Origin of the sequence: Arcicella gelida (assembly GCF_034931025.1) — a bacterium.
GTDB classification, from domain to species: domain Bacteria; phylum Bacteroidota; class Bacteroidia; order Cytophagales; family Spirosomataceae; genus Arcicella; species Arcicella gelida.
In genome coordinates this window covers 1-20602 of record NZ_JAYGIL010000012.1, presented here as the reverse complement: position 1 = coordinate 20602, position 20602 = coordinate 1, and the positions used below count along the sequence as shown (strand labels likewise).

Annotated in this window: 17 protein-coding genes; 13 read left to right on the top strand and 4 right to left on the bottom strand. The window is 33.7% G+C overall.

Features of this window, described 5'->3' with window-relative positions:
- Window positions 1–11: 11 nt before the first annotated feature.
- Together VB776_RS11440 and VB776_RS11435 are read right to left on the bottom strand one after the other, a co-directional pair.
- Entirely contained in the window at window positions 12–1028 is a 1017-nt protein-coding gene (locus tag VB776_RS11440) for a glycoside hydrolase family 43 protein (RefSeq protein WP_323329100.1), read from the bottom strand.
- A gap of 321 nt (window positions 1029–1349) precedes the next feature.
- Window positions 1350–2990, bottom strand: coding sequence for a carboxylesterase/lipase family protein (locus VB776_RS11435; protein WP_323329098.1), 1641 nt, complete (start codon window positions 2988–2990; stop codon window positions 1350–1352).
- A 262-nt stretch (window positions 2991–3252) separates the two neighbouring features.
- On the opposite strand from VB776_RS11435, the gene VB776_RS11430 reads away from it, so the two are divergent.
- The 4 genes from VB776_RS11430 to ppk1 all read left to right on the top strand — a co-directional run bounded on the left by VB776_RS11430 (window position 3253) and on the right by ppk1 (window position 7098).
- Window positions 3253–3489: a hypothetical protein gene (locus tag VB776_RS11430; protein ID WP_323329096.1), complete on the top strand. Its 237-nt coding sequence runs from the start codon at window positions 3253–3255 to the stop codon at window positions 3487–3489.
- A gap of 4 nt (window positions 3490–3493) precedes the next feature.
- A complete protein-coding gene (locus VB776_RS11425) occupies window positions 3494–3901 on the top strand; it encodes a type II toxin-antitoxin system VapC family toxin (protein ID WP_323329094.1) in 408 nt (135 codons plus the stop codon).
- Window positions 3902–4008: 107 nt separating this feature from the next.
- Entirely contained in the window at window positions 4009–4962 is a 954-nt protein-coding gene (locus VB776_RS11420) for a site-specific integrase (RefSeq protein WP_323329092.1), read from the top strand.
- A gap of 93 nt (window positions 4963–5055) precedes the next feature.
- On the top strand, window positions 5056–7098 hold the full coding sequence (gene ppk1, locus VB776_RS11415; protein ID WP_323329090.1) for a polyphosphate kinase 1: 2043 nt from the start codon (window positions 5056–5058) through the stop codon (window positions 7096–7098).
- Between the two features lie 52 nt (window positions 7099–7150).
- Here the strand turns inward: ppk1 and VB776_RS11410 are convergent, their stop codons facing one another.
- Window positions 7151–8221: an alkaline phosphatase gene (locus VB776_RS11410; RefSeq protein ID WP_323329088.1), complete on the bottom strand. Its 1071-nt coding sequence runs from the start codon at window positions 8219–8221 to the stop codon at window positions 7151–7153.
- Between the two features lie 251 nt (window positions 8222–8472).
- Here VB776_RS11410 and VB776_RS11405 point away from each other — a divergent pair, with 251 nt between their 5' ends.
- Window positions 8473–10746, top strand: a complete 2274-nt coding sequence (locus VB776_RS11405; RefSeq protein ID WP_323329086.1) for a GH92 family glycosyl hydrolase — start codon at window positions 8473–8475, stop codon at window positions 10744–10746.
- A 40-nt stretch (window positions 10747–10786) separates the two neighbouring features.
- Here VB776_RS11405 and VB776_RS11400 read toward each other — a convergent pair whose 3' ends face one another.
- On the bottom strand, window positions 10787–12205 hold the full coding sequence (locus VB776_RS11400; protein WP_323329084.1) for an aldehyde dehydrogenase family protein: 1419 nt from the start codon (window positions 12203–12205) through the stop codon (window positions 10787–10789).
- A 527-nt stretch (window positions 12206–12732) separates the two neighbouring features.
- On the opposite strand from VB776_RS11400, the gene VB776_RS11395 reads away from it, so the two are divergent.
- From VB776_RS11395 to VB776_RS11360, 8 genes are all read left to right on the top strand, one after another.
- Window positions 12733–13116: a response regulator transcription factor gene (locus VB776_RS11395; RefSeq protein WP_184134146.1), complete on the top strand. Its 384-nt coding sequence runs from the start codon at window positions 12733–12735 to the stop codon at window positions 13114–13116.
- A gap of 129 nt (window positions 13117–13245) precedes the next feature.
- Window positions 13246–14436, top strand: coding sequence for a sugar transferase (locus VB776_RS11390; protein WP_323329082.1), 1191 nt, complete (start codon window positions 13246–13248; stop codon window positions 14434–14436).
- A 67-nt stretch (window positions 14437–14503) separates the two neighbouring features.
- Window positions 14504–15712 (top strand): glycosyltransferase family 2 protein, encoded by a 1209-nt coding sequence (locus tag VB776_RS11385; RefSeq protein WP_323329080.1) that lies wholly within the window; start codon window positions 14504–14506, stop codon window positions 15710–15712.
- Window positions 15713–15779: 67 nt separating this feature from the next.
- Window positions 15780–16637 (top strand): glycosyltransferase family 2 protein, encoded by an 858-nt coding sequence (locus VB776_RS11380; RefSeq protein WP_323329078.1) that lies wholly within the window; start codon window positions 15780–15782, stop codon window positions 16635–16637.
- A 110-nt stretch (window positions 16638–16747) separates the two neighbouring features.
- Window positions 16748–17365 (top strand): acyltransferase, encoded by a 618-nt coding sequence (locus VB776_RS11375; RefSeq protein WP_323329076.1) that lies wholly within the window; start codon window positions 16748–16750, stop codon window positions 17363–17365.
- Between the two features lie 17 nt (window positions 17366–17382).
- Window positions 17383–18288: a glycosyltransferase family 2 protein gene (locus VB776_RS11370; protein ID WP_323329074.1), complete on the top strand. Its 906-nt coding sequence runs from the start codon at window positions 17383–17385 to the stop codon at window positions 18286–18288.
- Between the two features lie 50 nt (window positions 18289–18338).
- Window positions 18339–19472 carry a glycosyltransferase family 4 protein gene (locus VB776_RS11365; protein WP_323329072.1) on the top strand — a complete coding sequence of 378 codons (1134 nt, stop codon included), beginning with the start codon at window positions 18339–18341 and terminating at the stop codon, window positions 19470–19472.
- Window positions 19473–19532: 60 nt separating this feature from the next.
- On the top strand, window positions 19533–20417 hold the full coding sequence (locus VB776_RS11360; RefSeq protein ID WP_323329071.1) for a glycosyltransferase family 8 protein: 885 nt from the start codon (window positions 19533–19535) through the stop codon (window positions 20415–20417).
- The last annotated feature ends 185 nt before the right edge of the window (window positions 20418–20602 follow it).

The following is a 20602-nucleotide window of genomic DNA, read 5'->3' as shown; positions in this document are numbered from 1 at the left end:
ATGTTGAGCGATTATTTTTCTGTTGGGATTTTGAGCGATTGATTTTCTTTTACTGGTAAACCAAAATTTGGTGTTCCATTTGCATTCCAAGTGAATTTCTGTGCTCTTGGCGAACGAAACCCACCACAACCTTGCCTAGGTTTTGAATTAGCATGATAAAGTATCCAATCTTCTTTTCCATCTGGTGATTTAAAAAATGAATTGTGTCCCGGTGCAAAAACGCCATTTTCTGGCGATTGCTTGAATACTGGTTCTGCCGATTTTTTCCAACTGTTTGGGTTCAACAAATCTGAATTTACATCAGTCGTCAGCATTCCTAAAGCATAAAAATCTGTCCAACAACCACTTGCCGAATAAATAATGAATAATTTATCACCATGTTTTAAAATCTGCGGTCCTTCATTCACATTTACGTGTGGAAGATTCGGGTCATTCAAATCACCATGTTTTTCCCAGTCGAAATCAGAACCTGATATTTTTGCACGATTTCCTTCAATCGTCCAAGGGTTTTTCATCTTGGCGATGTAAATATTCTGCTGACCATTTTTATCACCTTCCCAGCCCGACCAAATCATGTATAATTGTCCACGATGTTCAAACACGTCACCGTCAATCGCCCATTTATCGGCTGGGTCAGCTACTTTTCCTTTGAAAATCCATTCACCTTTCATTGGGTCGGCAGACGCATTTTCTAACACATACATTCGGTGATGATTATTATCGCCATCATCAGCCGCAAAGTACATATACCATTTCCCTTGAATAAAATGAATTTCAGGTGCCCATAATTCTTTAGAATACATCGTTCCTTGCGGTGGCGTCCAAATCGTTTTACTTTCTGCTGTTTTAAGGTTTGCTAAGTTTTTCGTTTTCCAAAGCATCAACCTGTTTTGAGCAGTATGTGTATAATAGTAATATCCGTCTTTATAAAAACTGTAAGGATCTGCCCCGGAAGGTAACAGCGGATTAGTAAAAAATGCTGGCGATTCTACTTGCGAAAGGCTGGAAGAGCAATTCCATAAAATCATAAAAAATATCCATTTGAAGTTTTTCATAGTATAATTATGAGACGATTTTTTGTATTTGTATTTGATTATTTTAGTGAATGAGTTCATTTTAAAATAAGACATCCTCTATAAACAATTATTTATACAATTTCTCACAAGAAGATTCATATTTTTTGACGATACAAAGTGACTAATTTTAATTTGATTTTATCGTTCAAATGTTATTCAAAATGTCTCATTTTATACTCATCAGTCTAAAACATTTAAGTATTTTACAAAAAAGGCATAAAAAAAAGGCTTCAGAAATACTCCGAAAGCCTTTTACATAATACAATCATATTATTATTTTACAGCACTCAATTCCAACAAATCTTTATCATAGTGGAATTTTTGAACGCATTGATTATCAAAAATCATCGTCGCTCCATTTTCAGCAGAGTACTTTTGCCAAGTTGGTAAACCTTTGTGGTTAGGGTTTCCAGATTTTGCAAAATTTATCCAAGCCTGACTCATTTTATTTGAAAGTGCATAAGCCGAAGCTCCACCGCCAGTCATTTCTTCGCAACGACCAATGTTATCAAAAATAAAAGGTATTTCGATGCAGTGAATCGCTTTGTACATTCCATCCATTACGGGCGACTGCCAATTAAACATATACATATAAACTGGAGCAGCATCAGCTGTTGCTTTCATATTAGCTTGTTTTACAGCACCTGGGCGGAAAGTTGTCAAATCAATATCAATCAAATCTGATGGTTTTTTTGTATTCGGATATGCTTTTTCTACTGCTTTTAAATAAGCTTCTGTTTTATCGCCATACTTTTTCTGTAAAAATGCTTTTGCATCATCCATTGAAAAACTTCTGATTGCAGGATTGATTAATGAAGCCATAAATTCATTTTTCGTCGAACCAATCAACAAAGGAATATCTTTAGAAATGGCTAAACCCGCTGGGTCAACTTGTTGGTAAGGCAAATAATTCCCGTCTTGACTTGGGCCCCAACTTAATCCAAAACCCACAAATGCTTTTCCTTCAGCTTTCATTTGAGCTTGTACTTTTTGTTGAGCTCTTTTGCCCGCAGCATTTAATTTTTCATAAGATATTTTCTGTAAAGAATCTACTTGGTTTGGTTTTAAACCTAATTCTTCTAATAAAGCTGCACCTACTCTTTTTGTATCTTCTTTCTCCATAAAGCTAGTTCTGTAGCTTCCACTCTGTATGATAGCCTTGTGAAAAAGTCCTTTTGCTGAAGGTGCATACATTAAAGTGGTTACTTTTGCTCCACCGCCCGACTGCCCGAAAATGGTTACATTATTTGGGTCACCACCAAAATTAGCAATATTGTCTCTCACCCAATGCAAAGCAGCTTCTAAATCCATGATGCCAACATTAGCAGAAGATTTATATTTTTCACCATAAGCTGATAAATCGCAAAAGCCCAAAACATTCAAACGATGATTGAGTGAAACCACCACAACATCTCCTTTTTTACTCAAATTTTCTCCATCATAAGAAGGTAATTCAATCGAAGAACCAGCCGTAAAACCACCACCATGAAGCCAAACCATTACAGGACGTTTCTTATTATCATTAATGCCCGAAGTCCAAACATTTAAGCTTTGGCAGTTTTCGTTCGTATAACCCCAGTTATGATTGAATGCAAATTCAATTACGTCATTCACGGAGGTTGTAGCATCCATTGGACAAACTGGTCCATAAGTCATCGAACTTCTTACATCCGACCAAGGTTTTGGTTTACTTGGAGGCATAAAACGCTCAGATTCCGCATAAGGAATACCTTTATAAGTAAAAGTGCCTTTGTGAATATAGCCTCTTACTTTTCCAGAGCCTGTTTGCACAACTGCCGTAGAAGAATTGGCAATAATGGCATCGACTGGAGCAGTACTCTTCTGACTAAAACTCGTCATTGGCGACAAACCAATAGCAGACAATAACAAGAGTGATAAAGTTTTCTTTTTCATGATAAATAGACGATTGATATAAAATTGAGTTTTAAAAGACAGAAGCCTCTATTGTCTCACTTTGAGACTTTATAAAACAAAAGTCTGAAAAAATATTTGAATTATTCAATATTTTTTCAGACTTAATGTTAAAAATGTATTTTTACCCGGTTATGAAACATGTTTATATCAAATTTAGCCAAACCGCTACATTAATAATTATTCCAATATTTAACCGTTTTATTTTGTAAAAGAGTAAATTTGATAAAAAACGAATGTATCTATGGAAGCCACTTTTAGAATTCCCGTGAACGCCTTACCAAATATTGTAAAATCTGTTAAAGCATTATTTGGCTCGACTGCAATAATAGATATTACAGTAAAAGAAAGTGAGCAAGATAATCATCCTGATTATTCAGAAATGTTTAAAAGAACAGAGCAAATGAGATTGAAAAATGAAAAAATATTTGTTCCTGAAATTTTAGATTTATCAGCTTTAGCAAATGAAGTAAACTTATAATATTATGCTTTATTTTGATACAGATGTACTAATCAATTATCAATTTAATCAAAACCAGATTAGCCATAATAAAGCCATTCAGATTTATGAGCAAGCAATAAAAGACAGTACATTTTTTACGTCACTCTTAACCTTACAAGAGTTTAGTTACGTTGCTCATCGAATCGGTTGTCCAGAATCAGATATTGAAATAATGGTTCAAGATTTTATGTTAGCAAAACCTGTTCCTTACACCATCACAGATTTTATCAGAGGAATACAGCTGGCTAAATTAATCGGTTTTCAAAATATCAATGACTGTTTACACACAGCCATTGCAGAGCATAATGGTTGTACTGAAATTTATACTTTCAACAAATCAGATTTCCAAAAATTACAACGCTTCACAAAAGTAAAAATCTCCATTTTGTAATTTTTTTTCAAAAATATACTTGTTCTTATTTTATCTTTTTACTTCCGATAATTAAACATTATCAAAACTAAAACTATATTTGTGCGATTAAAAACAAAAGCCAAATCATGCAGGAAATTTCGCCCATTGAGAATAATACTTTAACAAATCTTCAAACACTTGCCGAAAAAGTTGATACTTATGGTCGCAAAGGTTTGGAAGGTGCTGCAAATACTCAAAGAGCGTATCGGTCAGATTTAAAACATTTTCAAAATTGGTGCGAAAAAAATAATTTCACAGTGATGCCCGTTTCGGCTTCTACACTTTCAGGCTATGCGGCACATTTGGCGGATACGCATAAATGGTCAAGTATCAATCGTCGATTTGCCGCCATCAGCAAACTTCATCATCTGAACAATCTGGATACTCCAACACAAGACCGACAGTTAAGAGCGGTCATGGAAGGAATCAAAAGAATTAAAGGTATTCGACAAAAACAGGCACCTGCTTTTAATATTAAAGAAATTAAAAATGTGTTACGGAACATTGAAACAGACAACAATACTTTATTAAGAAATAAAGCGATTTTATTGTTGGGTTTTACGGGTGCTTTCAGGCGTTCGGAATTGGTCGCTTTGAATTTGGAAGATTTAACTTTTTCGGAAGACGGACTCATTGTTTCGATGGGAAATAGCAAAACCAACCAATATGGAAATTATGAGGAAAAAGCCATTTTTTATAGTCCAGAAACAGCACTTTGTCCCATACGAACTTTACAAAATTGGATTACTACTTTAGGAAGAAATTCTGGTCCATTATTTGTCAGAATCAGAAAAGGAGATTGTTTAACCGACGAAAGGCTGAACGATAAAACTGTAAATGATTTAGTAAAAAGCTATTTAGGCGAAAAATATTCTGCCCATTCGCTTAGAGCTTCTTTTATTACCATCGCCAAACTAAACGGAGCTGACGACAGCGAAGTAATGCGTCAAACTAAACATAAAACCTCAGCAATGATTATTCGCTATACTCGTTTAGAAAACATCAAACAACATAATGCTGCTATGAAATTGGGTTTATAAGCATTCATTTTAATATATTGTTAAAAAATCGGTCAGATGTCCAAACTTATCTGATTTCTATTAGCTTTAAACTTTCATTTTCTTCCCTTATTCATGCAAGCCTTTACCTTTTTCGACAGAGACATTAGCTGGTTATACTTTAACGAACGAGTATTAATTGAAGCGCAACGAAATGAAGTGCCTTTATTAGAAAGAATTAAATTTCTTTCTATCTATTCTTCTAATTTAGATGAATTTTATCGAGTAAGAGTTCCAGCTTTGATGGCACTGAAAAAGCTTTCAGAAAAAGAAGAAATGGATGATGCTCACAAAAACAAGGAAGTTTTAAATCAAATTAAAGAAATTGTAAGTCGTCAGCTACAAAGTTTTGGCAAAACGCTTTCAGAACAAATTCTTCCTGAACTCAAAACAAACAAGATTCATCTTGTTTATAATGAAGCAATTCCTGAAAGTATTTTAACCTCAACAAGAGCATATTTTTTCACACAAGTACTTGCATTTTTACAACCTATTTCATTTTTAAAAAGTGAAAAAATATGTTTTCCAGAGAATAATAAATTATACGCTTTAGTCGTGTTATCGTCTGTAAATCAAGAAGATGAACAGCTTCAAATTGTCAATATTCCTTCCAACAATTTACCAAGATTTTATACTGTTTCCCAAAACGGCACACAGTATATTGTATTTTTAGAAGATATTATCAAAGAACATCTTCACTTAGTTTATAAAAAAACAACCATTAAAGGATTCTATACTTTCAAAATCACTCGTGATGCTGATTTGTCTTTAGAAGATGAATACAAAGGTGATTTAGTGGAAAAATTAGAAAAGCAAATTGCCAAAAGAGATTTTGGTTTTGCCACTCGCTTTCTATTTGATGCTACTATGCCCAAAAATCATTTAGAGACTTTAACGAGTTATCTCAACCTTAAAAAGCAGAGTATTATTGAAGGCGGAAGTTATCATAATTTGAAAGATTTCTACGGAATTCCTATCAATAATCCTGAGATGAAGTACGATAATTGGCAAAAGATTACGCATGAAATTCCTGAAAATCAGACACTTTTTAGTCAAATCAAACAGCGAGACATGATTTTTCATCCGCCGTATCAATCTTATGATACCGTACTTCGTTTTTTTAACGAAGCCGCTATCGACCAAAATGTAGAAGAAATTTACGTAACACTTTATCGAGTTGCCAGCGATTCAAGGATTGTAAATGCTTTGATAAGTGCCGCTAAAAATGGTAAAAAAGTATCCGTTTTAGTAGAATTAAAAGCTCGTTTTGATGAAGAAAACAACATCAAATGGGCGAAAAAAATGAAATCAGAAGGCGTAAAAATTATTTATAGCGTCCCTTCTCTGAAAGTTCATGCCAAGATTGCTTTGGTGAAAAAGAAAGTCGGGAAGAAAATTTCTTACTTCGGTTTACTTGCTACCGGAAACCTGAACGAAAGTACTGCTAGGTTTTATACAGACCATATTTTATTGACGGCACACCAAGAAATGTTGGCTGAAATGGAATTGATTTTCAGGTTTTTAAGTAAAAAGAAACGAAAACCTAACATTTCGGACATTAGTAATTTCAAACATTTATTGGTTGCACAGTTCAATTTACAGCATCAATTTTTAGCTTTAATCGACCGAGAAATTACCAACGCCCAAAAAGGTTTACCTGCCAAAATCATTCTCAAGATGAATAATCTTGAAGAAAAAGTACTGATTAGTAAACTTTATGAAGCATCAAATGCTGGTGTAAAAATTGAGTTAATTATCAGAGGAATTTGTTGTTTGATTCCAGGAGTAAAAGACATGAGTGAAAATATTAGTGTTCGTAGAATCATTGATAAATATTTGGAACATGGTAGAATTTTCATCTTCCATAATCAGGGAAATCAGGAAATTTTCATGGGTTCTTCTGATTGGATGAATAGAAATATTTATCGAAGAATAGAAGTATGCTTTCCAATTTATGATGAAAACATCAAAAAAGAAATTCTTCAAATCATTGATTTACAGCTACATGATACTGAACAAGCGGTTTCAATCAATAGTGAATCGAATAATGTTTTCTTTCCAAAAACTGAAAACGCTTTACGTTCACAAGCCGCAATCTATCGTTTGCTGAATCAATAGTTTTTAAGCCTACATTTCAGTTTTAGATAAACAGAAATGTAGGCTTAAAATATTACTTCTTAAAATCAAATGCTTTCAACATTTTATCAAAAATCTGATTGTTGAAGTAAATTCCCGAAAAAGCTTCTGCACCAACGCCATAAGCATAAACTGGAATCATTACTCCTGTATGACTTTTCGTTGTGAATTTCCCTTCAATATGCCCTTCTTTATCTGCATCAATCAACGAAAAACCACCCGTTTCATGGTCGGCAGTAACGATAACCAAGGTATTTCCATCTTTATCGGCAAAATCAAAAGCTTCTCCAATGGCTTTATCAAAATCAATCATTTCGTTGATAATGTATTGCGTATCATTGGCATGTCCGCCCCAATCTATTTGCGAACCTTCAATCATCACAAAGAAACCTTTTTTATTTTGCTTCAAAATGTTGAGTGCTATTTTGGTAGATTTTAACAATTGTTCTCCACGTCCTTCAGAAATTTTTACTTGCTCTTCATCGGCTAAAAATCCCGCTAATTTCCCTGATTTTACGTTTTCTACTTCTTCAATGGTATTGGCAATTTGGTAATTTTTAGCTTTCAAACTATCTATCAAATTTCTGCCATCTTTGCGTTTGGCAAAGTGTTTTCTGCCACCGCCAATAAAAACATCAACATCGGTTTTCAAAAAATCATTAGCAATTTCTTCCACCATTGTTCTGGATGGTTGATGTGCAATAAACGAAGCTGGCGTAGCATGAGTAATGGAACAAGTAGCTAATAACCCCGTTGCTAAACCATTTTTCTCGGCAATTTCTAAAATTGTTGGCTGGGCTTTTTTCAAACTATCTACTCCGATTGAACCATTATATGATTTTTGTCCAATTGACAAAGCCGTTGCTCCCGCACCCGAATCCGTCACAAAATCATCTGTTGCTTGGTTTTTATGAAAACCAATAAACTGACTTCTTTCGATATTCAAATGCCCTTTGTTGGCTACAATTCCTGCATAAACTTGTGCCGCACCCATGCCATCGCCGATGAGTAAAATAATATTTTTAGGATGTTTTGAGGAAGATTTCTTCTGTGAAAACCCTGAAAATGAAAGCATTAATAATAAAAAATAAAGTATCTTTTTCATGAAATAAAAGGATTATGGTAGTGTTTTGTGAATAGAAACCAGCGTCGATTACTATTTAAAACTGCGATAATAAACAATTCTACTTTCTAAAAAACAAATCAGCTAAAAACATCATAAAAGCATAATACTATTTTTATATAAAGGAAGCTTAAATGGTTTTGAATTACATGAATTTTACGCATAAAAACCAACAGAATACACAAAACAAAGCCTTAACTTTAAAGGATTATCCAACATAAAAATTTATAAAAATGCTTAAACAATTTTTTCTCTGCTTATTTTTCATAGCAACCAACTTTGTTTCCATTGGTCAATCCAACGAACATCCCGTCGATTTTGTGAATACTTTGATGGGAACTGCCTCAAAACCAAGCTTATCTGCTGGTAATACTTATCCAGCCATTGCTTTGCCTTGGGGAATGAATTTTTGGATGCCACAAACTGGAAAAATGGGCGACGGCTGGGCTTATACTTATGATGCCGACAAAATCAGAGGTTTTAAACAGACACATCAACCAAGCCCTTGGATTAATGATTACGGTCAGTTCGTCATTATGCCAACTACTGGTAAAAAAGTTTTTAAAGAAGATGACCGTGCCAGTTGGTTTTCGCATAAAACCGAAGTAGCCAAACCGCATTATTACAGCGTTTATTTGGCCGACCACGACGTTACCACTGAAATCACGCCTACCGAAAGAGCAGCCGTTTTACGTTTTACTTTTCCTAAAACTGATAAAGCACACATCGTAATTGATGCTTTAGACAAAGGTTCTTATATCAAAATCATTCCCAATGAACGAAAAATCATTGGTTATACCACCAAAAATTCTGGCGGTGTTCCTGATAATTTCAAGAATTATTTCGTGATTCAATTCGATAAAGCTTTCGCCAACACAAGTACTTTTAATGGCAAAGAATTAGTTGATAATGTACTGGAAATCAAAGAAAATCACACAGGAGCAGTAATTGATTTTGCTACTGAAAAAGGCGAAAAAGTAAATGCAAAAGTAGCTTCTTCTTTCATCAGTTTTGAACAAGCTGAAATCAACCTGAAAGAAATTGGACAAGACAATTTCGACCAAGTAAAAGCAAAAGCTGAAAAAATCTGGAATACTTCATTAAATCGTTTGAAAGTAGAAGGAGGCTCCGACCAACAAACTCGTACGTTTTACTCTTGTTTGTACCGCACAATGTTATTCCCAAGAAAATTCTATGAGCTTGATAATCAAGGAAAAGTAATTCATTATAGTCCTTATAATGGTAAAGTATTACCCGGATATATGTTTACCGACAATGGTTTTTGGGATACTTTCAGAGCCGTTTTTCCTTTCTTTAATTTAATGTTCCCTTCGCTGAATGCACAAATTATGGAAGGTTTAGCCAATACTTATGACGAAAGTGGTTTCTTACCAGAGTGGGCAAGTCCGGGTCATCGTGATTGTATGGTGGGTTCAAATTCGGCTTCAATTATCGCCGATGCTTACTTGAAAGGTGGCAAAGGTTTCGACATCAATAAATTGTATCAAGCTTTAGTGAAAAACAGTGAAAACGAAGGGCCAATTAGTTCTGTCGGAAGGTTGGGCGTAAAGTATTATAATCAATTAGGATACGTTCCTTATGATGTAAAAATCAACGAAAATGTTGCCAGAACGTTAGAGTACGCCTATGATGATTTCTGTATTTACCAATTAGCCAAATCTTTAAAACGTCCACAAGAAGAAATTGACCGCTTCGCAAAACGTTCACAAAACTATAAAAACCTATTTGACCCAAGTACGAAATTGATGCGTGGAAAAAATCAAGACGGCACTTTCCAAACACCTTTCAATCCTTTTAAATGGGGCGATGCTTTTACAGAAGGTAATAGCTGGCATTATACTTGGAGTGTTTTTCATGACATCAACGGTCTTTCTAATTTGATGGGTGGAAGTAAAGGTTTTAGCAAAATGTTGGATTCTGTTTTTGTAGTTCCGCCAGTTTTTGATGATTCTTATTATGGTTTTGTGATTCACGAAATCCGTGAAATGCAGATTATGAACATGGGAAATTATGCCCACGGAAACCAACCAATTCAGCACATGATTTACTTGTATAATTATGCTGGCGAACCTTGGAAAACCCAATACTGGATTAGAGAAGTAATGAATAAAATGTATCAACCAACCCCAGATGGCTATTGTGGCGACGAAGACAACGGACAAACTTCCGCTTGGTATCTGTTTTCGGCTTTAGGGTTTTATCCTGTTACTCCAGCTACAGACCAATATGTTTTGGGTACTCCATTGTTCAAAAAAGTAACCTTATCGCTTGAAAATGGCAAAAAAATAACGATAAATGCTCCTGCGAACAATGAGCAAAACAAATATATTCAAACGGTAAAATTCAACGGTTTACCATATTCTAAAAACTGGTTGAGTCACCAAAAATTAACACAAGGAGCGACGATTGATTTTAAAATGTCGCCCACTCCTAACAAACAAAGAGGCGTAAATGCGGTAGATTTCCCTTTTTCATACTCTAAGTAAAATCAAACGCCCAAAACACGAATCATGTTTTGGGCGTTTTTTAGAAAAAACGAATCGTTAAATCAATAATTCTTTGCTTAAAATTGCTATAAGGTGGCATTAATAAATCTAAAGCACTAAAAGGCGACCACTGTTTCATCACAGCTCTAGCATTAGAAAAAGCTTCAAAACCATATTTCCCATGTGCTTTACCAATGCCACTATTGTTTGACCCACCAAATGGCAATTCGTTATTAAAGAAATGTAAAGTATTGTGATTGATAACCGTTCCACCAGCCCTTGTTTCACGAATTACTTTGTTGATTATCTCATCTTGCTTACTGAAAATATACAAAGCCAAAGGTTTTTCATACTGTTGAATGTGCAGAATTACTTCGTTTAAATCTTTGTAAACCATTAAAGGTAAAATCGGACCAAAGATTTCTTCTTGCATTATAGCACTTTTTAGATTGACGTTCGACAAAATTGTTGGTGCAACAAAACGCTCTTTTTCATTCGTTTCTCCTCCTATTTCTAACACTGCCCCTTCCAAAATCGCATCTTGTAAATATTTTTTCAAACGATTAAAATGCGTTTGATTTACAATCCGACTATAGTCTTTAGACTGCTCTGGTTCTTCGCTATAAAACCCTATGATTTGTGCTTTTAACAATGATAAAAACTCATCTTTTACCCTTTCATGCACATATACATAATCTGGAGCAATACATACTTGTCCGTTATTCAAGAACTTAGCCCATGCTATTCTCTTCGCAGATTTGCTTAAATCGGCTGATTCATCCACAATTACAGGCGATTTTCCTCCTAATTCTAAAGTAACCGAACACAGATTTTCGGCAGCGGCTTTCATTACTTTTTTTCCCAAAGCAGGGCTTCCTGTAAAGAAAATATGATTAAAAGGTAATTGCGTGATATACGCTGCCACTTCTGAATCTCCATCAAAAACCGCTACTTCGTTTACTGGGAATATTTCTGCCAACATTTTCTTCATCAAAGCAGTAGAATTTGGCGTATGTTCTGATGGTTTTATCATCACACAATTGCCCGCAGCGATGGCAGAAATTAACGGTCCAAAAGTTAAATTAAAAGGAAAGTTCCAAGGAGAAATAATCAAAACGATGCCCTTCGGCTCATAATGAATATAAGAAGATGTACCCAAAAGTGTAATCGGACTAGGCACATAATGAGCTTTCATCCAAGTACTTAAATGTTTAATAGCATGATTAATTTCGTTGGTTACTGTATAAATTTCGGTTAAATCTACTTCTGATGGAGATTTTTTGAAATCTTCAAACATCGCTTTTTGAATATCTTTTCTATACTGAAGTACCAAATTGAGTAAGCTTTTCAACTTGTTTTTTCTTTCAAAAGCATCGGTATTCCCAATGTTGTATTGATTTTTTAACTGTTCGGAAAAGATTGTATCAATCGTTTCCTCCCATTCTTTTTTTATCATCATTAATAAATTGTTAGCAAACAGAAACCTGAGTGATATTAAATGACAAGCTTAATAACTTTAGGCTATTTTTTTAGCAACATGCTGAAAGCAAACTATTTTTCGTCCAAAAAATCATAAATCAAAAGACTAAATAGGAAAGTAACAATATTATATCAATATATTTATATTTAAAAAGTAAGTAAATGTGGATAGCAGTATTCTTTATATAAGTGCAAAATTTTTGATGTCCCATTTTTTGTAGAATCTGATTTGGAGGGTTTAAAAGCACTAAAACATTTGTTTGGCAAGGTAATTGATATTAACTTTAAGAGAGAATATTGAAATAATAACATCTTGTACTTTATTGTGTTTCAATCATTTTTTTTTACGATATTTATTTAACTATTGATTTCAAATTGATTACTATTGTATAAAATAAACTAATACAAAAATGACTTCCTTTTATCTATTAATGATAAAAGAATCCCTAAGTAATTGTAGTCTCGTTTATTTTCGCAGTAAAGCTAAAAACTCAAGAACTAAGAATAATGAGCAACAGTAAATTGAAACTGCTAATCGTTGATGATGAAGCAAGTACTAGAAAAGTATTAGAGCATTTCTTGAACAAAGAATTTGATGTAACTGTCAAAAATGATGGAATGGAAGGAATGAACTGGTTAGATGCTGGAAACGATACAGATTTTATTATTGCTGACCTTAATATGCCCAATTTGGATGGGAAGGAATTTGTAAAAGTTGTTCGTGCAAGTAATTTATTCAGTAATTTACCTATCATTATTCTTTCTGGAACAGATGAAAGTAAAGAAAGAATAGAGTGTTTGAACCTTGGAGCTGACGATTTTATGTTAAAACCGTTTAATCCGATGGAGGTACACGCCAAAGTAAAAGCTATTTTACGCCGAGTAAAATAAGTAATACCATTAACCATTTTATGAAAATTATTTAAAGATTTACTCATCATCTGCTATCTCAAAACTTGACAAAAAGCAGTTCCAACAATCGTGTAAGTCTTGATATAGAATTATATAAATCACTAAAATATGAGTAGTATCCCACAGACTATATCATCACCAAAGGATGATTTTCCTATCAAAGTAATTCTGGTTGAAGATGAGGATTTTGTTGTGGTCAATTTTTTAAAAAAATTCGGTCAAAAACTTCATATCAAGGTTCTAAACAATGCCGACGAATGTTTGGAGTTTGTTAAAAATACTTATCCCCCAGATGCTATCATTATTGCAAGGAATCTAGGCGGGCTAAAGTTTTTAGAGACTATCCGAAAAGATAATTGGACAAAGAGTTTACCTGTAGTGCTTACCAGCGACCACGTTACTCCGGGGCTTATCAAAGAAGTCATCGAGAAAAAAGGTGATGATATTTATCCAAAAGACTTCAGTAATGGCGATTTAATTACTCGTTTAGAGTATTTTATCAAACGTCGCCACTATGTTGCTTCTCAGCAAACAAAGTCTAATATTTTAGAAGTAAAAATACCTTTTTGGAAACGTTTTATTGACGTTGCCTCAACGGGTTTTGCTTTATTATTACTTTCTCCGCTACTTATTATTATTTCCATTCTTATCAAATTAGATTCAAAAGGTCCTATCGTTTACAAATCTAAACGTGTTGGTGCTGGTTATAAAATCTTTGAAATCTATAAATTCAGAACCATGCGTACTGATGCAGATCAGTTGATTAAAAACATGGAATCGCTGAATATGTATACAAAAGGTGCTACTGAAAAGAAAAAAGATGGACTTTGTGATGAATGTGCTATCATTGGTACTTGTCAACAAAAACTCTATCTTGATGGTGAAGAAACTTGTGAAAAAATTTACTTAAACAAAAAGAAAGAGAAAGTTGCTTTCATGAAATTCCAAAATGACCCACGTATTACCAAATTGGGGCGTTTCTTGAGAAATAGTAGTATCGACGAATTACCTCAGTTATTTAATATTTTCTTGGGCGATATGTCATTGATTGGCAACAGACCATTACCATTGTACGAAGCAGAAAAATTAACGACTGACGATTATATCGAACGTTTTGCTGGGCCTGGTGGGCTTACTGGCCTTTGGCAAGTAACCAAAAGAGGTAAAGGCAAAAAAGATATGACAGAACAGGAAAGAATAGAACTAGACATCGAATATGCTCGCAATTTCTCTTTCAAATATGATTTAAAGATTTTCTTTATGACATTTCCTGCGCTCTTACAGTCAGAAAACGTATAGTTTAAAACAAGAAGAACTGCTTAAGCAAGTTGTCTTAATATTTTGATACCTTGTAAAACATCAAACTATGAAATTGCTATTTGAACTATGCTTTTGGATTTGTATAGGGCTTGTTTTCTATACTTATATCGGCTACGGTATCGTTGCTTGGATTTTTGTAAAAATCAGAAAAATACTTGGGCTTACCTTCAAGAAATATAATGACCCAAATTACTTACCAAAAGTAACCTTAGTAGTTCCTGCCTACAATGAAATGTCTTGCATTGAAGCAAAAGTAAAAAACACTTTTGGTTTAGATTATCCTTCTGATAAATTTGAAGTACTCTTTGTTACTGAAGGTTCAAATGATGGTACTTCAGAATATATAGAATCCCTTCAAAACCAATACTCAAACCTAAGAATGATTGGTGGAGATACTCGTAGAGGTAAAATTGAAGCGATGAATATGGCTATGAAGACTATTGATACGCCCATCGTAATTTTTACCGATGCCAATACTACGTTAAATCAACTCGTAATCAAAAATATTGTAAGGCATTTTCAAGATCCTGTTGTTGGTGCTGTTGCTGGTGAAAAACGCATTCAAACAGAAGGCTCAGAAGCAGCAGCGGGTGCTGGCGAAGGTTTATATTGGAAGTATGAATCTTTTCTGAAAAAACTAGATACCGAATTGTATTCAGTAGTTGGTGCTGCTGGAGAGTTATTTGCTGTAAGAACCAATTTATTTGAACACGTAGAAAAAGATACACTTCTTGATGATTTCATCATTTCTTTACGCATTGCAGCCAACGGTTTCAGAGTAATTTATGAACCTGATGCCTATGCTAGTGAAAGACCATCTTTCTCTATTCAAGATGAAATGAAACGTAAAATCAGGATTGCAGCTGGCGGTTTCCAAGCCATTGCTCGCCTTGGCTTCCTTTGGAATATTTTCAAATATGGTTTGCTTTCTTTTCAGTATGTTTCACATCGTGCCATGCGTTGGGCGGTTGCACCATTTTGCCTTCCTCTTTTAGTAGTGGTTAACGCTATTCTACTTTTCACAGGCTCTGAATTATTAGATATTTTTAGTTATCATCTTTTGATGATTGCTCAAATTGCCTTTTATGTTTTAGCACTCCTTGGCTATTATCTTGAAAACAAGAAAATTAGAGTAAAAATACTTTTTGTTCCTTTTTACTTCTCTTTCATGAATTATTGCGCCATTAAAGGTTATTTCAGATATAAAAACGGGTTAACTTCTGGCATTTGGGAAAAAGTGAAGAGAGCAGAATAAACCTCTTCCAATATTCATACAATTATTGCTCGAAAATAGATTTGCTATTTCATAAATTGAAAAGACTATGATTAATTTTTCTTTACCAACTTGGGTAACACAAATACTAAGCAAACCACTACGCATTAGCGAATACTCTGATGCTGAAGTTGAAGAACTTAAGAAAAAATTGTCTATATTTTCTAATGAAAACCCTGTCGTTTCAGTCGTAATTCCTGCTTGGAATGAAGAAGAAGGTATTTTGCATACACTCATTTCGCTTGCCAATACAAATACCAAATATCCTGTAGAGTTATTAGTCATTGATAATAATTCTACCGATGGAACAGCCGAATTATTAAAAAAATTAGGTGTAAAAACCATTTTAGAGACCAAACAAGGTGTTGGTCATGCAAGAACCAATGGTCTGCATTCAGCCAAAGGCACTTACATTCTTACAGGTGATAGCGATACTTTATATCCAGCAGGTTGGATTACAGCGATGACAGACACTTTGGTAAATGGTGCCAATATTCCTGTTTATTGTGTACATGGTAGTTACTCTTTCTTACCTGCTCCAAATACTCCACGTTGGCAATATGGTTTGTATGAAGTAATGAGTAGTTATGTTATCAAGAAGAAAGAAAAAACTCAGCCCTTTTTAAATGTTTTGGGTTATAATAGCGGTTTTATTCGCCAAAAAGGAATTGATGTAAATGGTTATGATATTGCTGTTCAAAGAACTTTCCGTGGTATTGCTGGTGACGATGCTGGGCATGCTGCTGAAGATGGAATGATGGCATTAAGACTACAAGAAGCTGGTGGAAAAATTGCAGCAGTAGATGGTGATGATGGACGAGTTTGGACAAGTGATCGTAGAATTCAAATAGATGGTGGACTGAAAAAAGCATTAATATTTCGTTTGAAAAAATATCTTTTTAAATAAAATTTAGACATAAATCATCTTAGTAAAAACGATGTCTATTTTTATCTATATCATTGTATATCAATAATATATAACCATAATCCATCCCTTATAATTCATCATTATTACTTATGTCTATCGTTCAAACCATAAAATCTAGCCCAGTTTTAAAAAAGTTTGTGCATTGGTGCTTGATTCCAAAATATCAAGCACGCCCAAGACTTTGGGTGAAGTGGTTTATCAATCCTTTCTTTCATAAAAAAGGAAAAGGCTCTGTCATTTGTCGAAGAACAAGAGTTGATGTTTTACCTTTTCAACCCTTTACTTTAGGCGATTTCAGTACCGTTGAAGATTTTGCAACAATTAATAATGGTGTTGGTCCAGTTTATATCGGAAATAATTCAAGAGTTGGTATTGGCAATGTAATTATCGGACCCGTTACAGTTGGAAATAATGTAATTTTTGCTCAAAATATTGTAATGAGTGGACTTAACCATGTTTATACAGATACAACAAAACCCATTCATTTACAGCCAGTTACAACTGCAACCATTACGATTGAAGATGATTGTTGGATTGGAGCAAATGCAGTTATTACTGCAGGAGTGACAATTGGAAAGCACAGTGTAATTGCAGGAGGTGCGGTTGTTACCAAAAATATACCTCCATTTAGTGTTGCAGTTGGAAATCCTGCCAAAGTAATTAAACAATATAATGCTGTAACACAACAGTGGGAAAAAGTAAGTTGAAAAGCAAATGACTGATTATGGCAAATCATCTACCAAAAGTTTCTATTATTACTATCAATTTTAACGGTACAGCTGTTACCTCCGATTTGTTACGTTCACTAGAAAAAATCACTTATCCTTCTATTGAAGTAATTGTTGTTGATAATAGTAACAAAGAATTAGGTCATCAGCTTCCTGTAGATTTTCCTTGGATAAAATATATTGAAACAGGTGAAAACCTTGGTTTTGCTGGTGGAAATAATCGTGGTATTGAAGCAGCAACAGGTGAGTACCTTTTTTTACTTAATAATGATACCGAAGTTGATCCTGGTTTCTTAGAGCCACTTATTGCTAGATTCCAAACAGACCCTAAAATTGGTGTTGTTTGTCCCAAAATTTTATACTTCGACGAACCAGATACTATCCAATTTGCAGGTTTTTCTCCTATTAATCCTATCACAGGACGAGGTTTTTCTATTGGATATTTAGAAAAAGATAAAGGTCAACACGACAAAGCCATGCCTACTTCCAGAGCTCATGGAGCAGCAATGCTATTTTCAAGAACGGCTTTCGAAAAAGTTGGTTTCATGGCTGTTTTATTCTTTTTATATTATGAAGAAATGGATTATTGTGAAAGATTCGTAAGGGCTGGGTATTCAATTTGGTATGAACCCGCAAGTAAAATTTGGCATAAAGAATCTATCAGTACAGGAAAAGGCTCAACATTAAAAACTTATTATTACAGCCGAAACCGTTTACTTTATTTAAGAAGAAATACTTTTGGTCCGCAACGTATATTAATGTTTCTATATTATTTCTTAGTCGCTGTTCCTAAAAACTTACTTGGCTATGTAACAAAAGGAGATTGGGAACATCTAAAAGCATTTTGGAAAGGTTTAATTTGGAACTTTAGTAATACTTCAAAAGACATTTACGATAAATAAGTAGCACGGAATTCCATACCGTAACACAAAATCATAAAATCATTAGGCAAATGCGAATAGGAATAGAAGCACAAAGAATTTTTCGTAAGAAAAAACATGGAATGGATATTGTTGTCCTTGAAGTACTACGTGAGCTTCAAAAAATGAATACTTCTGATGAATATTTCGTTTACGCACAGCCAGATGCCGATATGAATGCCCTGCTCCCAAGTGATAATATGAAGCTACAAATTTCAAAAGCCGCTTCTTACCCAGTATGGGAACAAAAAATTCTTCCAGAATCATACAAAAATGATAAAGTAGATTTACTTCATTGTACAAGTAATACTGCTCCAATTTCTACTAAAATCCCTTTAGTTGTAACTATTCACGATATTATCTACTTAGAAAAATGGATGATTACCGAAGGAACATATTACCAACGTTTCGGAAATTTATATCGCCGTTGGAATGTTCCAAGAATTGCTCAAAAAGCAGAAATGATAATTACAGTTAGTGATTATGAAAGAGAAAGGATTATTGAAGGGCTAAAAATTCCTGAAAGTCGTGTAAAAACAGTTTATAATGCCTGTGGAAAACATTTCACTCCTAATGCAACAGCCCAAGAATTAAAAGCTTTTAAAGAAAAAATGAATTTACCTGATAAATTTATTTTGTTCTTAGGTAATACTGACCCAAAGAAGAATCTTCCAAATGTATTAAAATCAATAGGAATACTTCATCAACGAGGTCAACTTGATTTTACATTAGTAATGCCTGACTTTGGGAAAGAACATTTACTTTCTATTTTGAAAACTCAAAACAATGAGCATTTGATGAACAATATAATGTTGACAGGCTATATTCCTAATCAAGAGCTTCCAAACCTTTACAGATTAGCTCAATTATTTCTATATCCATCCTTACGAGAAAGCTTTGGCATTCCAATTCTTGAAGCAATGGGTTGTGGAATACCTGTTATTACAAGTAATACTTCTGCCATGCCTGAAGTTGCAGGAAAAGATGCGATATTAATAGATCCAACTCAACCTGAAGAAATTGCTGATATGATTGTTTCTGTATTAAACAACACAGAATTAAGAGCTAAGACAATTGCTTATGGCATTGAAAGGGCAGCTCAATTTTCTTGGGAAAAAACAGCAAATCAAGTATTAGATATATATAGAGATGTTTTAAATAGATAACTATCTGATTTTCAGCCAATAGCCAAATAGTGAATATATTGAAAATAAAAGCAAATTCCAATGAAGCCATTAAATATAGTTGTTGCTAGTGATAATCATTATATCATATTATTGGCAGCACTCATAAAATCAATTGAAGCAAATCTTTCAGAAGGTCATACTATTACCATTTATATTATTGAAGATAATGTTAGTAGTAATAATAAATTGAAACTTCAAAAATCAATTGATACCAACATTACTACGCTCGTTTGGAAAGAAATGAATAGCGTAATTCCAGAAGGAATGAAGTTGCCATTAGACAGAAGCTCCTATCCTTTAAATATTTATATGCGTCTTTTCATCCCATATTTCATTCCAGAAGAAATAGAAAGAGTATTATATTTAGATGTTGATATGATTGTATTAAAAGATGTTGCGACCTTGTTTGAAAATGACCTCGAAAAATATGTAATTGCCTCAGTATTAGACCCTAGAATTATTACATTTGACAATAGCTGGGGAGGTGTTTTAAATCATGATGAGTTAGGCTTGTCTGGTAAGACTCGTTACTTTAATACAGGATTGATTCTGATGAATACAAAAAAATGGAGAGCCTTAAACATAACAGAAAAAATCATTGACTGCATAGATAGCAATAAAAAATTTGCAAATTATCCAGATCAATATGGATTAAATGTAATTTTAGCCAATCAATGGCTTGAATTAAGTCCTCTCTGGAATCATTTTTCGACGATTTCTCCTAATGAAACACCCTATTTAATACATTTTGTAGAAAGAAAACCCATTTACAAAGCCTATAATTACAGCGAAGAATTCAAGAAAATTTTCTATTTCTATTTGAAACAAACAGAATGGAAAAACTTTAAATCAATAGGAGAATCTAAAAGATACATAAAAAAAATTAAAAATATACTAAATAAGTTTAAGCCATCTTGGTTATAGAGAAATGAAGAATCTTAAAAGGTATATCTTTAGAAATACCTTTTAAGATTATCTTTCACATAATTTTAAAAGCAAAAAACCCTTAATAATTAATTATTAAGGGTTTTTCATTAATATTTTTGGGGTTTATTTACTTTCCCGCATGTGATTGCAGTATCATCAACGGAACTGGGCTTAACTTCTCT

Excerpts from the sequence above, each read along its gene's own strand:
- VB776_RS11400 (WP_323329084.1), bottom strand. The coding sequence starts at position 12,205 with ATGATGATAAAAAAAGAATGGGAGGAAACGATTGATACAATCTTTTCC.
- VB776_RS11405 (WP_323329086.1), top strand. The coding sequence starts at position 8,473 with ATGCTTAAACAATTTTTTCTCTGCTTATTTTTCATAGCAACCAACTTT.
- VB776_RS11440 (WP_323329100.1), bottom strand. The coding sequence starts at position 1,028 with ATGATTTTATGGAATTGCTCTTCCAGCCTTTCGCAAGTAGAATCGCCA.
- VB776_RS11395 (WP_184134146.1), top strand. The coding sequence starts at position 12,733 with ATGAGCAACAGTAAATTGAAACTGCTAATCGTTGATGATGAAGCAAGT.
- VB776_RS11425 (WP_323329094.1), top strand. The coding sequence starts at position 3,494 with ATGCTTTATTTTGATACAGATGTACTAATCAATTATCAATTTAATCAA.
- VB776_RS11375 (WP_323329076.1), top strand. The coding sequence starts at position 16,748 with ATGTCTATCGTTCAAACCATAAAATCTAGCCCAGTTTTAAAAAAGTTT.
- VB776_RS11385 (WP_323329080.1), top strand. The coding sequence starts at position 14,504 with ATGAAATTGCTATTTGAACTATGCTTTTGGATTTGTATAGGGCTTGTT.
- VB776_RS11390 (WP_323329082.1), top strand. The coding sequence starts at position 13,246 with ATGAGTAGTATCCCACAGACTATATCATCACCAAAGGATGATTTTCCT.
- VB776_RS11410 (WP_323329088.1), bottom strand. The coding sequence starts at position 8,221 with ATGAAAAAGATACTTTATTTTTTATTATTAATGCTTTCATTTTCAGGG.
- VB776_RS11420 (WP_323329092.1), top strand. The coding sequence starts at position 4,009 with ATGCAGGAAATTTCGCCCATTGAGAATAATACTTTAACAAATCTTCAA.
- ppk1 (WP_323329090.1), top strand. The coding sequence starts at position 5,056 with ATGCAAGCCTTTACCTTTTTCGACAGAGACATTAGCTGGTTATACTTT.
- VB776_RS11360 (WP_323329071.1), top strand. The coding sequence starts at position 19,533 with ATGAAGCCATTAAATATAGTTGTTGCTAGTGATAATCATTATATCATA.
- VB776_RS11380 (WP_323329078.1), top strand. The coding sequence starts at position 15,780 with ATGATTAATTTTTCTTTACCAACTTGGGTAACACAAATACTAAGCAAA.
- VB776_RS11365 (WP_323329072.1), top strand. The coding sequence starts at position 18,339 with ATGCGAATAGGAATAGAAGCACAAAGAATTTTTCGTAAGAAAAAACAT.
- VB776_RS11435 (WP_323329098.1), bottom strand. The coding sequence starts at position 2,990 with ATGAAAAAGAAAACTTTATCACTCTTGTTATTGTCTGCTATTGGTTTG.
- VB776_RS11370 (WP_323329074.1), top strand. The coding sequence starts at position 17,383 with ATGGCAAATCATCTACCAAAAGTTTCTATTATTACTATCAATTTTAAC.
- VB776_RS11430 (WP_323329096.1), top strand. The coding sequence starts at position 3,253 with ATGGAAGCCACTTTTAGAATTCCCGTGAACGCCTTACCAAATATTGTA.